At 68.2% G+C, this 14,617-nt stretch carries 12 protein-coding genes and 1 pseudogene; 9 read left to right on the top strand and 4 right to left on the bottom strand.

Annotation, left to right across the window (positions count from 1 at the left end):
• Position 1 precedes the first annotated feature (1 nt).
• On the bottom strand, positions 2-1,279 hold the full coding sequence (locus ACRRRO_RS04680; RefSeq protein WP_434081136.1) for a glycoside hydrolase family 27 protein: 1,278 nt from the start codon (positions 1,277-1,279) through the stop codon (positions 2-4).
• 158 nt (positions 1,280-1,437) lie between these two features.
• On the opposite strand from ACRRRO_RS04680, the gene ACRRRO_RS04685 reads away from it, so the two are divergent.
• From ACRRRO_RS04685 to ACRRRO_RS04725, 9 genes and pseudogenes are all read left to right on the top strand, one after another.
• The gene (locus tag ACRRRO_RS04685; protein WP_424796554.1) at positions 1,438-2,424 is read left to right on the top strand and encodes a LacI family DNA-binding transcriptional regulator; all 987 of its coding nucleotides are present in this window, start codon (positions 1,438-1,440) and stop codon (positions 2,422-2,424) included.
• Positions 2,421-3,425, top strand: a complete 1,005-nt coding sequence (locus tag ACRRRO_RS04690) for a LacI family DNA-binding transcriptional regulator (protein WP_424796555.1) — start codon at positions 2,421-2,423, stop codon at positions 3,423-3,425. The genes ACRRRO_RS04685 and ACRRRO_RS04690 overlap by 4 nt, the downstream gene beginning before the upstream one ends.
• A 428-nt stretch (positions 3,426-3,853) precedes the next feature.
• Positions 3,854-5,488 (top strand): ABC transporter substrate-binding protein, encoded by a 1,635-nt coding sequence (locus ACRRRO_RS04695; protein ID WP_424796556.1) that lies wholly within the window; start codon positions 3,854-3,856, stop codon positions 5,486-5,488.
• A gap of 104 nt (positions 5,489-5,592) precedes the next feature.
• Entirely contained in the window at positions 5,593-6,561 is a 969-nt protein-coding gene (locus ACRRRO_RS04700; RefSeq protein WP_424796557.1) for an ABC transporter permease, read from the top strand.
• Between the two features lie 11 nt (positions 6,562-6,572).
• Entirely contained in the window at positions 6,573-6,728 is a 156-nt protein-coding gene (locus ACRRRO_RS04705) for a hypothetical protein (protein ID WP_434081137.1), read from the top strand.
• A gap of 10 nt (positions 6,729-6,738) precedes the next feature.
• Positions 6,739-7,503, top strand: a complete 765-nt coding sequence (locus ACRRRO_RS04710) for a carbohydrate ABC transporter permease (protein ID WP_434081138.1) — start codon at positions 6,739-6,741, stop codon at positions 7,501-7,503.
• A 37-nt stretch (positions 7,504-7,540) separates the two neighbouring features.
• Positions 7,541-8,329 (top strand): YesL family protein, encoded by a 789-nt coding sequence (locus tag ACRRRO_RS04715; protein WP_434081139.1) that lies wholly within the window; start codon positions 7,541-7,543, stop codon positions 8,327-8,329.
• 83 nt (positions 8,330-8,412) lie between these two features.
• Positions 8,413-10,194 (top strand): annotated as a pseudogene (locus ACRRRO_RS04720) (glycoside hydrolase family 127 protein); the annotation flags it as partial.
• A gap of 150 nt (positions 10,195-10,344) precedes the next feature.
• On the top strand, positions 10,345-11,868 hold the full coding sequence (locus tag ACRRRO_RS04725) for an alpha-N-arabinofuranosidase (RefSeq protein ID WP_424796561.1): 1,524 nt from the start codon (positions 10,345-10,347) through the stop codon (positions 11,866-11,868).
• Between the two features lie 158 nt (positions 11,869-12,026).
• Here the strand turns inward: ACRRRO_RS04725 and ACRRRO_RS04730 are convergent, their stop codons facing one another.
• From ACRRRO_RS04730 to ACRRRO_RS04740, 3 genes are read right to left on the bottom strand one after another with little or no spacing between them, the layout of a single operon-like run.
• Entirely contained in the window at positions 12,027-13,697 is a 1,671-nt protein-coding gene (locus ACRRRO_RS04730; protein WP_434081140.1) for a family 78 glycoside hydrolase catalytic domain, read from the bottom strand.
• On the bottom strand, positions 13,694-14,191 hold the full coding sequence (locus ACRRRO_RS04735; RefSeq protein WP_434081141.1) for an alpha-L-rhamnosidase N-terminal domain-containing protein: 498 nt from the start codon (positions 14,189-14,191) through the stop codon (positions 13,694-13,696). Before ACRRRO_RS04735 ends, ACRRRO_RS04730 begins: the two co-directional genes overlap by 4 nt.
• Positions 14,188-14,583: a hypothetical protein gene (locus ACRRRO_RS04740; RefSeq protein ID WP_434081142.1), complete on the bottom strand. Its 396-nt coding sequence runs from the start codon at positions 14,581-14,583 to the stop codon at positions 14,188-14,190. The genes ACRRRO_RS04735 and ACRRRO_RS04740 overlap by 4 nt, the downstream gene beginning before the upstream one ends.
• Positions 14,584-14,617 lie beyond the last annotated feature (34 nt).

Below are 14,617 nucleotides of genomic sequence, written 5' to 3' on the forward strand. Positions count from 1 at the left end.
GTCAGCGGGCGAGGCGCAGCAGCGCCGAACCGTGCGCGTCCAGGGCCAGGGTGAGGGCGCCGTCGTCGTCCCACGCCTGATCCGCCCCGCTCCACAACTCGACCACATCCTCGGTGCCGTCCGCGCCGAATTGGTACCCGGGTAGGCGCACGCGGACGGGCTCATCGCCCAGGTGGAAGATCCCGGCGTAGACGTGCCCGTCCACGGCGGGCTCCGACCGCCAGATGACCAGGTCGCGCTCTCGCAGGATCTCCCGGGGACTCCGGCCCCGCCGCAGCACCTCCAGGACCCGGTCGTTGGTCAGCAACTCGATGGTCTCCGGACTGGACGTGGGCAGGTCCGCCCCCACCATCAGCGGGGATCGGGCGATCACCCACAGGCTCATCAGGGTCTGCTGCTCGGCCGGGGTGAGCCGGGAGTGTCGGTCCTCCCCGCGTTCGGCGCGGATCCCGATCCGGCCCAGGGGGATCATGTCGGCGTCCGCCCAGCCTCCGGGCCCGGAGTTGGGCGCCCACCGGGCCAGCCGGCCGAACTGGTCGCGTACGTCCTCCCACCGGTCCCACAGGTCGTCACTGATGCGCCACATCGTGGCGTGCTGCCTCAGATGCACGCCGTGGACCAGCGACAGGTCCCGGCCCGGTGACAGGGACAACTCGATCTCGCGGCCGCTGCGCCGGATCGCGAGCGCCAGGGCTTCGATGTCCGCTGCACGATAGGGCCAGAGCATGTCATCGGCCTTGATGAAGTCCACACCCCAGCTCGCCAACTGGGCGATGAACGAGTCGTAGTAGGCCTGGGTGCCCGGGTGGTCGTGGTTGAGACCGTAGTTGTCCGGGTTCCACTCGCACACCGCCCCGGTGTCGGCGATCTGAGCCGCGGTGTAGGAGGTTCCCTCCACGGGCAGGTCCGCGTGCACTGCCGGCCGCGGGATACCTCGCATGATGTGCACCCCGAACCGCAGGCCCAGGTCGTGCACGGCGCCGGCCAGCGGGGCGAACCCGGCTCCGTTCGCCGCGGAGGGGAACCGGTTCGGCGCGGGCATCGGCCGGCCGTAACCATCCAGGGCCACGGGCGCATCGGCGTTGTAACCGTGGGCACGGGCGGTGGGGTCGTACCAGGCGATGTCGACGACGACGGTGTCCCAACCGTGGGCACGCATGCGCTCGGCCATGAAGTCGGCGTTGGCCAGCACCTCCGACTCTGTGACGGTGGTGCCGTAACAGTCCCAGCTGTTCCAGCCCATCGGTGGCGTTTGGCTGCGCGTGGCCGATGCCGTCATGGCTGACCTCTCTCCATCGGGAGTCCGGATGTGAGCGTTCACGCTACCGGGTGCGGTGACAATGTCCAGCGCCCTGGCCGGCACTGCGTCGTGAGGCAGGACTTCCGAAGGCGCGTGATCGGGCCGGTGCCGGAGGGCCGGCGACCTACTCTGTGTGCATGAGCGTGACGATGCGGGACGTGGCCGCCCTCGCCGGGGTGTCGGTCAAGACCGTCTCCCGGGTGGTCAACCTCGAGCCGCATATCCGGCCCAAGACGCTCCGGCGCGTACGCGCAGCGATCGAGGAACTCGGTTGGCTTCCCAACACCAGCGCGCGCACCCTGCGCACCGGCCGGACCGGCATCATCGGCGTGGGCGTGCCCGACCTGCGCCAACCCGACCTGGCCGCTCTGGTGAATGTCCTCGTCGAGGAGATCGCGCGGAACGGGATGCACGCCGCCGTGGAACCGACCCACGACCGCCCCGAACGCCTGCGCAACCTGCTCGAGGCTCGCGGTGAGACCTTCGACGGCATCGTCACCATCGGCCCGATCGCACCGGAACTGATGAGCAGCATGAGGGCCACGGAGCCGCTGGTCAGCATCCAGGCCGCCATCGTGGGCGCGGTGGACGGCGTCGAAACCGATCACGTCGAGGCGGCTTCGCTGGTGGCGCGGCATCTGGCGGTCATGGGCAGATCCCGGCCGGTGCTGTTGGGCTATGAACGCGTCACCCTTGCTGGTCAGGCGATGCTACGGGCATTGCGGGCTGAGGGCATCGGACCGCCGCTGGCCACGGATGGACGCGTGCGGACTCGTTCCGAGGGTTTCGAGGCGGCCCGTCACGCGGTCGCAACCTGGCCGCAGACGGACGCGATCGTCTGCGCCCGCGACACCGCCGCGCTCGGGGCACTGGCAGCCCTGGCCGCCGACGGTGTGTGCGTTCCGGACGAGGTTGCGGTGATCGGCAACGGGGCTCTCGATGACGGACGGTTCACCACCCCCTCCCTCACCACCGTCAGCCCCGGGCGGGCCCGGATGGCGCGCGCCGCCATGGATCTGCTGACCGAGCGACTGTCGGGGGCCGCCGACGCCCAGCCCCGACGGACCCTGACCCCGGTGGAGCTGGTCCGGCGTGAATCGACCCTCGGACCGGGGCTGCCATGAGCCGCCCGACGCTGGCCGACGTCGGCCGGATCGCGGGCGTCTCCGCCAAGACCGTGTCGAACGTGATCCTGGGTCGTGGCCGCGTCTCGGCCGCCACGCGGCAGAAGGTCGAGGAGGCGATCGTGGCCGTGGGTTACCGGGTCAACCAGGCCGGCCGGGGACTTGCCTCGGGCCGGCACGGCCGGATCGCGGTCGTGGTCCCGATGCTCTACCAGCCCTACTTCGCCGAGGTCGCCGAACGGCTCATCCTCGCCGTGGAGGCACAGGGGTTGTCCACCACGCTGCGGCTGGCTCCCACCCCCCAGGCCGAGCGCGATGCCGTGTTGGGCATCACCACACCCGATGTGGACGGCGTGGTGATCTGCCCGCATGCGCTGAGCGATGACCTGCTCGATGGGGCGGAGCCACCCCAACCGGTGGTGACCCTCGGCGGAGGCCCGCTGGATCGGCTCGATGGCGTCATCATGGGTGAGCGCGCCGGGATGCATGCGGTGACCACTCACCTGCTCGATACCGGGCGCCGCCGGATCGCGCTGGTGTGGAACTCGCCGCAGGGCGCGATGCCCGAAGGGGCCAGGTTCGAGGGGTATCAGCAGGCTCTGGGCGAGTACGGACTGACGGTCGACCCGGCTCTGATCGCTCCAGGCTCGGACTGGGACCGACGTATCACGGGGTACGAGGCGATGGTGGCGCTGCTGCGCACCCGCGTCGACTTCGACGCGGCTGTGTGCATCAATGACGCGGTCGCTGTCGGTGCGCTGCGAGCGCTGCGCAGCCATGGCAGGCGGGTGCCCGATGACGTGGCCGTCACCGGCTTCGACGATACCGACGAGGCCGAGTTCACCACACCGGCACTGACGTCGGTTCAGCCCGACCAGGAGGTCATGGTGGAGCACGCGGTGACCATGCTGGTCGAGCGTCTGGGTGGGCTCCGCGGCGCCGGCCGACACGTGCGCACCGGCGCCCACCTGGTACCGCGAGCCTCCTCCCGCTCCGCCTGAGCGAGCCGGTGGGATGGGCGCCGGGCGCCCCGCACCCGGCCGTTGCCGGCCGTCTCTCCCGTGGCCGGCTGAACCGGTTACAGCTTGCGGCAATGCTGTCGATCATGGATCGACAACATCTCGACGCCAATTCTTGTCCTGCTCTTGACAACGCTGAATCACTGCCTCCAAAATCGACGAATCTTCAATGGAACAACGCTTGGAACACCGCCCGAGCCACTGAGACCCAGTTCGTCGGGCGTGTAAGCGAATCGATCGGCGGCCACGAGGACGTCACGGCGGCACCGGGGTGTCGACGCCCCGGGAACGAGCCCGGCCACGCCCCTCCGGGCGTGCGACGCACGTGCGCGGCGACCAGCAGCACGATCACCCACAACACACCACGGACCGTTCTCGCCGGCTGGTCCGGTGATCTCAAGGAGGAGTTCATGAGTAGGACGATTGCGGCTCGGCAACGAAGCCGCGGAAGAATGCTTGCCACCACAGCAGCCAGCGCCGCAGTAGCCGCGCTCGTGCTCGCCGGCTGCACGGGCGGGGGTGGTGGTGGGGGCGGCTCCGCCGACGATGGCACGGTGAGCATCCTGGTGCTCAAGCACCCCCTGACCCGGCCGATGTCGGAGATGGCCTGGGTGGAGGATCTGGAGGAACGCGCCGACGTCACCATCGAGTGGGAAGAAGTGTCGGCGGACTGGGACCAGAAGAAGTCCACAATGCTGGCCGCCGGTGATGTCCCCGACCTGATCGTGGGTACCAACGCCATCACCAACGCCGACTTCGCCACCTTCACCGGCCTGTTCGCCGACCTCAACGAACACATGGATACCCTGCCGAACGTGCAGGCGATGTTCGAGGCACAACCGGACCTGGTGCAGGTCGCCACCCAGGCCGATGGCGCGATCTATGGGCTGCCCGGCTACAAGCGGTTCTGGCCCGACACCGTTACGCACCAGTACATCAACCAGGACTGGCTGGACAACCTCGGTCTCGACGTACCGACCACCTGGGACGAACTCTTCGACGTGCTGGTGGCCTTCCGTGATGAGGACGCCAACGGCAACGGGGACCCCAGCGATGAGATCCCGATGGACTGGGCGCCAGCGGGTGAGAGCGGCTTCGGCTACTTCCAGCCCACCGTCCTGCTCGGTAGCCTCGGACTGCCCCTGGCTGGTGGCGGTGGCTCCGGGTACTTCGTCGAGGACGGAGTCGCCGGCAGTTTCCTCACCGATGAGCGCTACCGGGAGGTGGTGGCGTTCCTGCACCGTTGCTACGAGGCCGGGTTGATCAGTGAAGACGTGATGACCCAGGACTACTCCGCCTACCAGTCGATCGGTCGCGGCGACGGGGACGTAGCCAAGGTCGGCTTCAGTTGGGGGTGGACCGCCAGCGACAGGTTCGGCGAGGTGCTCGCCCCGCAGTACACCGCGACCGCACCCCTGCTCGCCGAGGCCGACCAGGACGAGGACCTGGCCTGGACGTATGACTCCTATGGGGAGAACTTCCCGCAGAACCAGGTCACGATGGCGGCGAACGCGAACACCGAGGCGGCCCTGCGCGTGATCAACGCCTTCTACGACCAGGATATCTCGCTGCAGGTGCTCTGGGGCGACTTCGGGGAGAGCATCGAGAAGATCGACGACACCACCTACGAGGTGCTACCTCCCGCAGATGGCGAAAGTGACCCGTCCACCTGGAAGTGGACCACCACCATCGCCGACAACGGGCCGGTGTGGATCCGGGACGAGCTGGATGTGACCATCCCGGTCGACCTGCAGGAGGCGGTGGACGAGGCCGAACCACTGATGGACGCCCTGGACAACATGGACCTGGTGATGGATGTCTGGCCCGGCCAGTTCATCAAGATGAGCCAGGAGGACTCCAACACAGTCTCCCTCAACGACACAGCGGTGATGAACCTGGCCATGACGCGATGGGCCGAGTGGGTGACCGGCGGGGGCGTGGAGGACGACTGGGAGGCCTACGTTGCCGAGTTGGAGAACTCCGGGCTGACCGAGAACGTCGAGATCCACCAGCGCTACTTCGACGAGTACCTGGAGAACCGCTGATCACCACGCGTGGCCTGCGGGCACACCCGCCCACGGGCCACGCGACGGCCCTGACCCCGTCGACTCCATGGCGGAGCACGCCCGACTGAAAGGGATGCACCTTGGTGACCACGCCGACGCGCGCCGTCGCGCCACCGCCGATCGTTCCGGCACAGGACCGGCCCGGGAAGCGCCGAGTCTCGCGACACCTCCACAAGTACTGGCAACTGTGGCTGATGGCCGCCCCCGCGATCGGCTTCGTCTTCCTCTTCTCCTACGTGCCGATGTACGGCATCCAGCTGGCCTTCCGGGAGTTCGACTTCACCGGCGGCCTGACCGGTGGTGAGTGGGTCGGCCTGAAGTACTTCATCCAGTTCTTCGAGAGCGCCCTGTTCTGGACGCTGATGCGCAACACCGTGCTCATCAGTGTCTCCACCCTGGTGGTGGGCTTCATCGCCCCGATCGCGCTGGCACTGATCATCAACCAGGTCTTCGGCCGGCGGCGCAAGAAGTTCCTGCAGACCGCCACCTACCTGCCCCACTTCATCTCGATCGTGGTGATCGTGGGCATGTTGCAGGTGTTCCTGTCTCCCTCCTCGGGTTTGATCACCCGGTTCCTGCAGGGCCTGGGGATCACCGGGGTGAACTTCCTCGGTGACACCGGGGCCTTCGTGCCGGTGTACGTGATCTCCGAGGTCTGGCAGCACGCGGGCTGGAACAGCATCATCTACCTCGCGGCCCTGTCCGCGGTGAGCCCGCAACTGTATGAGGCAGCCAGGATCGACGGAGCGAACCGCCTGCAGATCATCCGGCACGTCGACGTACCAGCCCTGGTCCCGACCATGATCATCCTGCTCATTCTCAATATGGGCACCGTGCTCAATACCGGCTTCGAGAAGATCTTCTTGATGCAGAATCCGCTCAACCTCGGCATCTCCGAGGTGATCGCGACCTATGTGTACAAGATCGGAATCCTGTCCAACCAATTCAGTTACGGCACGGCGATCGGGCTGTTCAACACCCTGATCAACTTCGCGTTCCTGGTGATCGCCAACCAGCTCGCCAAACGTTACTCGAACACGAGCCTGTGGTGAGGAGCCCCTTGATGTCTCGCCTGTTCGCCACCCCGCGCCTGGCCGCGCTGCGCAAGCGCACACCCGGAGATCTCGCGTTCAGCCTCGTCCTGGGCCTGGTGTGCGCACTGATCCTGTTCGTGACCCTCTACCCGGTCTACTTCGTGGTGAATCGCCTCGGTCAGTGACCCGACCCTGGTGGCAACCGGGGGCGTCTCGCTCTGGCCCCGGCGCATCAGTTGGTTCGGCTACGAGCAGATCCTGGCCGATGCGAGGATCTGGACCGGGTACCGCAACACGTTGCTCTACGCCTCGGTCGGCACCGCGCTGAACCTCGCTGTCACACTGCCGGCGGCCTACGCGCTGTCCCGGCGGGAGTTCGCCCCACGCAAGGTGCTGATGTTCTTCTTCGCCTTCACGATGTTCTTCAACGGCGGCCTGATTCCCACCTACCTGCTGTACCGGGACCTGAACCTGTTGGACAACTGGCTGGTATTCGTCCTGCCCCCGGCCGTGAACGTGTACAACCTCATCATTACGCGGGCGTTCTTCGAGAACTCCCTCCCCGATGAACTCTTCGAGGCCGCGACGCTGGATGGAGCCAGTTACCTGCAGTTCTTCGTCCGCATGGCCCTGCCGCTCTCGCTGGCGGTGATCTCGGTGATCGGGCTGTACTACCTGGTGCAGCACTGGAACGACTTCTTCACCGGTCTGGTCTTCGTGCGCGACTACCAGAAACAACCACTGCAGATCGTGCTGCGGGACATCCTCATCTCCAACCAGGCCTTCTCCGGCGGTGCCGGCGGGTCGGGCGGGTCGGGCGGCGGTAGCTACGCCCAGCAGTACGCCGACCAGATCAAGTACGGAGTGATCGTGGTCTCGACCTTGCCGGTGATCGTGCTGTACCCGTTCCTGCAGCGCTACTTCGAGAAGGGCATCATGATCGGTTCGGTGAAGGGCTGATGGGCACCGCGACACCCCGGGCCGGCGAGGCACCGCGATGACTTGGCTGGTGGGCTGGCACTCCCGGATCGGGCGTGCGGGGCTGCGCCTGCTCGCCCTGCACCTGCTCTGGATCATCTGGACTCTGCGCGGGGGGATCGTGCTGGGTGTCTTCCCCGCGACCGCAGCGGTATACGCCGTCATCCGCCGTGGCATCCTCACACCCGAGCACGGGGTACGGGTGCGGCTTCGCACCCACTTCGGCACCACCTGGCGCATCGAGTTCGCGGCGGCGAACCGGCTGGGGTACCTGCTGGTGATTCCGTGGGTGATCCTGGTGATCAACCGCCGACTGGTGGCAGTGGTCGACTTCGGTGCCCCCGGACCGGTGCTGGCCGGTCTGCTCACCGTGCTCGGTGTGGTGCTCTTCGCCGTCAGTGTCAATGTGTGGATCCTTGCGGCCCACTTCGATGAGGGCGCCCTGGCGATGCTGTGCCGGGCCCTCACGCTGATCCCGGCGCGGCCGGCAATTGCGGCGCTGACGATTCTCACCGCCGCAGTCGTGCTGGCGGGCTACTACCTCGTGCCAGGATTGATCATCGTGTTCGGTCTCACCCTGCCAGCAGCCCTCACCTCCCAGTACCTGTGGAGCACCGGGCTCCTGCGGCCGCCGGCAACGCCGGTACCGACACGCCCGGCGCCGACCGTCGGACCCGCCGCGCGCACATCGGGGCAGGTGCGGCCGCTGCCTCCTGACCACTCCCTCGGCGACCTTTACAGACCGGTCGGACCACACCGTCAGCCGTTCCCGGGCTACCTGCCATGCACTCGAAAGGGCACACCATGACCACAGCCGCACCCGCAGAATCCGCAAGCCCGCTCACCCCGGCCGCCCCGCGTGCCGCGGTCGCCGTGCATCAGGGCTTGGCGATGTCCGCGGTCCGGCTGCACGGCGGGGTCCTGGGTGGCTGGCAGGAGCGCAATGCCGCAGCCACGATCCCGCACTGCATCGACCAACTCGAGGAGTCAGGTGTTCTGGACAACTTCCGGCGCGTGCTGGGGAACTCGGAAGCGGACTACCGTGGTTTCGTCTTTGCCGACTCCGACCTGTACAAGGTGATCGAGGCCGTCGGCTGGGAGATCGCCCGCTCCGGCACCACCGAGTTCGACGCCTGGCTTGATGAGGTGATCGCGCTGGTGGCCCGGGTGCAGGAGCCCGATGGGTACGTGATGACGTGGATCCAGGGGGTGCACCCGGGCAAGAGGTTCGCCGAGCTGGAGTGGACCCACGAGATGTACGTGGCCGGGCACCTGATCCAGGCGGCGATCGCCCTGGACCGTGCGGCGGGGCGCACCGACCTGCTGGAGATCGCCCGAGCGTTCGCCGACCTGCTGGAGCGCACCTTCGGACCCGAGGGCACCAACGGGATCTGTGGGCACCCTCAGATCGAGACCGCCCTGATCGAGCTCTACCGCCACACCGGGGAGCGCCGCTATCTGGACCTGGCCACCCGGATGATCAACCTGCGCGGCACCGGCCTACTCAAACGCGGAGGTCTGGGGGCGCGCTATTTCCAGGATCACGAACCGGTGCGCAACGCCACCGACGCCGCCGGCCACGCCGTGCGCCAGCTCTACCTCAATGCCGGGGTCACCGACCTGTATCTGGAGACGGGCGAGCAGGCACTGGCCGAGGCGATGGACGCCCAGTGGCGCAGTACGCATGAGCGCAAGATGTACATCTCCGGTGCCTTCGGTTCCCGGCACCGGGACGAGGCTTTCGGATCCGACTACGAACTGCCGCCCGATCGCGCCTACGCCGAGACCTGCGCCACCATCGCCGACACGCACTGGGCCTGGCGGATGCTGCTCGCCTTCGGCCCGGGTCCCTATGCCGAGACCATCGAGCGGGAGATCCACAACGCGCTGCGCGCCTCGGTCGATGCCTCCGGCACCCGCTTCTTCTACTCCAACCCCCTGCAGATGCGCCCCGATCGCACCACCGAGGTCAACGCTCCGAAGGAACGCACCTCCTGGTATGAGTGCGCGTGCTGCCCGCCGAACATCGCCCGGGTCATCGCCCAACTGTCCGCCTACCTGGCCACCTCCACCGAGGACACACTCTGGCTGCACGTGTACGCCGCGGCTGACATCGATCTGCCCGGCCATCTGGGCTCCGGGGTAGTGCGAGTACGCACCGACTACCCCCGCAGCGGCCGGGTGCAAGTGAGCCTCGACGGCGGGGCCCGTCCGGGTGCCGACCTCGCCCTGCGCATTCCGTCGTGGTCGCGGCGGACCACGTTCGACGGCGAGGAGGTCACCGCCGGCGATGACGGTTACCTGCACCTGCCGCTCGGGGTGGGCGGTGTGTTGGAGTTGGACATGAGCCCGCGCTGGACCGCCGCCCACCCGCGGGTGGACGCAGTGCGGGGCTGCCTGGCAGCCGAGCGCGGGCCGGTGGTCTACTGCCTGGAGCAGGCGGATCTGCCGGAGGGGATCGACGTGGACGACGTGATCGTCGACGCCTCCCACGCTCCGCGGGTCTCCGGTGACGGCGACCTCGCCCCGATGCGCGTGACGGCCAACCATCGGCCGGCCCGGCCGGGCCTGTATCGCCCGGCTTCCGAGTCCGGGGCCGATGGGGATGCGTCGGTGCAGGCCGGCCTCATTCCGTTCGGCCACTGGGGCAACCGCGGCGCCGGTGCAATGCGGGTCTGGCTGCCCGTTGAGCCCCGCCCGAGTCCTCCTGACGAGTACGGTCGTTGGGGACGCAAACAAACCAACCGCATCAACCCGCTGACCGCTGATTCTCTTGCACGTTCGAACACGCCCCGGTGCGGGCACCTACCTGGAGTTCAACTGATGACCAACAACCTGCGCGCCGTGATCAACCTCGACCTGCCCGGTCCGGTGATCAGCCGACACCTGTACGGCCACTTCGCCGAGCACCTTGGCCGGTGCGTCTACGGCGGCTTCTGGGTGGGTGAGGACTCCGAGATCCCGAACGAGCGCGGTATCCGCACCGATGTGGTGCGGGCACTGCGGGAACTACGGATCCCGAACCTGCGTTGGCCCGGGGGATGCTTCGCCGATGAGTACCACTGGCGCGACGGGATCGGCCCGCGCGAGGAGCGGCCCCGCATGGTCAACACCCACTGGGGCAACGTGGAGGAGAACAACCACTTCGGCACCCACGAGTTCATGGACCTGTGCGAGATGCTCGGCGCCGAGCCGTACGTCAACGGCAACGTCGGCTCCGGCACGGTCCAGGAGATGAGCGAGTGGGTGGAGTACCTGACCCGTACCGGGGACTCCCCGGCCGTGGCGGCGCGCAAGGCCAACGGTCGGGAGGAACCCTGGAAGGTCCCGTTCTGGGGGATCGGCAACGAGGCCTGGGGGTGCGGGGGCAACATGCGTGCCCAGGCCTACGCCGACCTGGCCCGCCAGTACGCCACCTACCTGCGCAACCATGACGGGAACGAGTTGTACCGGATCGCCGCCGGTGCCTCCGACGACGACTACGCCTGGACCAGGGCGCTGATGGAGGCGATCAGTTGCTTCGGATGCCAGAAGGAGCCCCGGGGCATCTTCCAGGCGGTCTCCTTCCACTACTACACGATGTCCGGTGAGTGGGCGGACAAGGGCAGCGCCACCGACTTCACCGACGACGAGTACTACCGCACCATGGCGGCCGCGGCCCGGGTGGAGGAACTCATCGCCGGGCACGCCGCGGTCATGGACGTGTACGACCCGAAGAAGAAGGTCGGGCTGGTGCTGGATGAGTGGGGCACCTGGTGGAACGTGGAACCGGGCACCAACCCGGGCTTCCTGTACCAGCAGAACACGCTGCGCGATGCGCTGGTGGCCTCGGTGCACTTCGACGCCTTCCACCGCCACGCAGACCGGCTCACGATGGCCAACATCGCCCAGACCGTCAACGTGCTGCAGGCGATGATCCTCACCGATCCGGACTCCGGCGCGCTGGTGCGTACACCCACCTTCCACGTGTTCGCGATGAATGCCGGCCACCACGACGCCGCCGCGCTGGAGGCACCGTTGCTGGGTGAGGTGCCGGTGCGCGAGGTGGGCGGGAAGGAACTGCCCCTCATTTCCAGTTCCGCCTCCGTCAAGGACGGGGTGGCATTGGTCTCGCTCACGAACCTGGACGCCGGTTCCGACCATGAGGTGACCCTGGACCTGCGCGGGCGGGGCGTTACGTCCGCGAGCGCCCAGGTGCTCAGCGGTGCGGCGCCCCATGCCCACAACACACCCGGGGACGCCGAGCAGGTGGCCCCCCGCGAGCACCCGGTGACCAGCGAGGCACAGCACGTGCGGATCACCCTGCCCCCGCACTCCTACGCCACGGTGCGCCTCGAGTTGGGCTGAGCACCGCCGTCGTCCCGGCGACGCCAGGGCCGCATCGCCTCCGCCCAGCACCGAAAGCGACGGGCATGGGCGGAGACGACGGGCCGGCCACTCGACGATGACGACGGGCGTCGTCCTCGGCGTGCAGCGGCAGGCTTCAACGTTCAGGCGCTGCGGGTTCAGGCGCTGCGGCGCGGGTCGGGAACGCTCCATTCGTGCGTGCCCGATCCCACCTCCCGTTCGGCCTCGCCCGGGAGCGCCACTGTGGCGGAGGTGTTCGGCGGCACCGTGGCGCGCACCGTGAGCATCCCGTCCCGGACGACCCATCCCGCCTCGGCCATCCCGTAGGGCGTCTCCACGCGAGCCGAGGCGTCGTCGATGCCGGCGACGGGAGTCGGGGCGATCCGGATTCGGCGGTAACCCGGAGCCGCCGGGGCCAGACCGGCCAGGCACCGGTAGAGCCAGTCCGCCACCGCTCCGAAGGCGTAGTGGTTGAAGGAGGTCATCTGGCCCGGGTTGATCGTGCCGTCCGGAAGCATGGAGTCCCAGCGTTCCCAGATGGTGGTCGCCCCCATCGTGACGGCATAGAGCCAGGATGGCACCGAAGTCTGCAGCAGCAGCCGCCCAGCCGTGTCAGCGTGCCCGGTCCTCGTCAGGGCGTCGCAGATGATCGGGGTACCCACGAAACCGGTGCGGATAGTATCGCCCGCTTCTGCCACCAACTCGGCCAGCCGATCTCCCATCGCCTGGCGCGCCTCGCCGTCGACCAGCTCGTAGCAGATCGCCATCGAGTAGGCCGTCTGGGTATCCGAGGTCAACCGATGCCCAGGGACTGAGTACTCGGCGAGGAACGCCTGCCGGGCCCGCTCAGCCAGGTCGGCGTAGCGGGATGCCCCGTCGGCGTCACCGAGCAGCTCGGCGGTCTCGGCCACGATCCGGGCCGAGCGGATCAGGTGCGCGCTGGCCACCAGGTCCTTCTCCGTCTTGGCGTCGCCGGGGCTCTCCGGCGGGGCGTCCGGGTCCAGCCAGTCGCCGAACTGGAAGTCGCCCTGCCACAGCAGGTTCTCCCCGGCCCGCTCGGCCATGACGTCCACCCAGGCGCGCATGGAGGGGTACTGCTCGGCCAGTGCGCGCCGGTCGTCGAAGCGCTCGGCCAGCACCGTCGGCACCACCGTGGCCGCATCACCCCAGGCGGCTGCGGGACGCCCGCCATCGGGAAGCACCTGGGGCACCACGAACGGGCACACCCCGCCCAGGCCTCGTTGCTCGGCGGCCACGTCCTTCAGCCAGGCAGCCAGGAACGCACCGGAGTCGAACAACGTGGTGGCGGTGGGGCTGAACACCTGGATGTCCCCGGTCCAACCCAGCCGCTCATCGCGCTGGGGGCAGTCGGTGGGAATGGACAGGAAGTTGCCCCGCATCCCCCACACCACGTTCTCGTGCAGTCGGTTCACCCGCTCATCGGAGCACTCGAACCACCCCGTGCGACGCATATCGCTGTGGACGACGACGGCGGTCAGGGCGCTCGGGTCGAGCTCGCCGGGCCACCCGCTCACCTCGGCGTAGCGGAACCCGTGGAAGGTGAACTGCGGCTCGAAGACGTCGTGGCCGCCGGAGAGCACGAACTCATCAGTCGCCTTGGCATGCCGCAGCGGGCGCACACCCAACTCGCCGTGCTCCAGCACCTCGGCGTGGCGCAGGGAGATGACGTGCCCGGGCTCTCCCTGCACCTGCACCCGTACCCAGCCCACGAGGTTCTGCCCGAAGTCCACCACCGTCTTGCCGGACGGGGTGGTCAGCACCTCCCGGACGGGGAGTTCATCGGTGCGACGCACCGGTTCACTACTCATCGGCTCCGGCACCACACCTCGCTCCGGCGCACCGCCACGGCCGGCCAGCCACCGTCGTCGAAGCCGGGCCGGTCCCAGCCCGACAGCTGGCGGCGGGCATCGATGCGCTCGCCGTCGTAGATTCCGCTGTGCACCACCGGGCCCTCGGCTGCGCCGCGCCACTGCGAATCGGTGCTGAGCACCTCCGTGCGGCCGTCCAGGTACTGCAGGTGCAACTGGGCGGCGACGGCCGGCTGGTCACCGTAGAAGGCTCGGCCCTCGCCGTGGAACCCGAACTTCTCGGTGAACCAGCCGCCGGCGAACCTGATGCCGATGGCATTACGTCCGGTGCTGAGCAAGTCGGTGACGTCGGTTGCCTCGTGTTCGATCCGGTACTGGTAACTCGTCCACCCCGGCTTGAGCACGTCCGTGTCGACGTCGCTGCCGTTGACCGAGACCTGGTAGACGCCCTGGGCGGTGGCGTACAGGGTGGCGGACGCGAGATCACCGTTCACCTCGAACTCCCGCCGCACCAGCCGGGGCACGCCTCACCGACCGGCTCGGCCAGGCCGACGAACTCGGCCCGCCACTCCCCCTCACCCAGGAACACCGCACGCACGGTGACCGGCTCACTCCATGGTGAGAACTCGCCGTCGCCGCCCCGTACCCGCACCTCCACCGCGTGCCGACCGTGGGGCTGCAGGGGCGCGAACGGCCATTCCACGAAGACCGACTCCGCGCCGTCGAGCTCCACCACGTGCTCGGCGTCCAGTCGCACCTCGGCACCGGCCTGGTTCCAGTTCGGCACGTCGGTGCGCACCGTCCAGGACAGGCGCGGGGTCGAGGTGTCGGCGTAGTGGCCGTCCCGGCGGCGTTCGATGCGGACAGATAGAACCTCAATGGACATCGTCGTGATGCTCGCTTCCTTGCTTGCTTGCTGA

It is taken from the genome of Sanguibacter sp. Z1732, assembly GCF_051020515.1.
In the GTDB taxonomy this organism is placed as follows: Bacteria; Actinomycetota; Actinomycetes; order Actinomycetales; family Beutenbergiaceae; genus CALKWS01.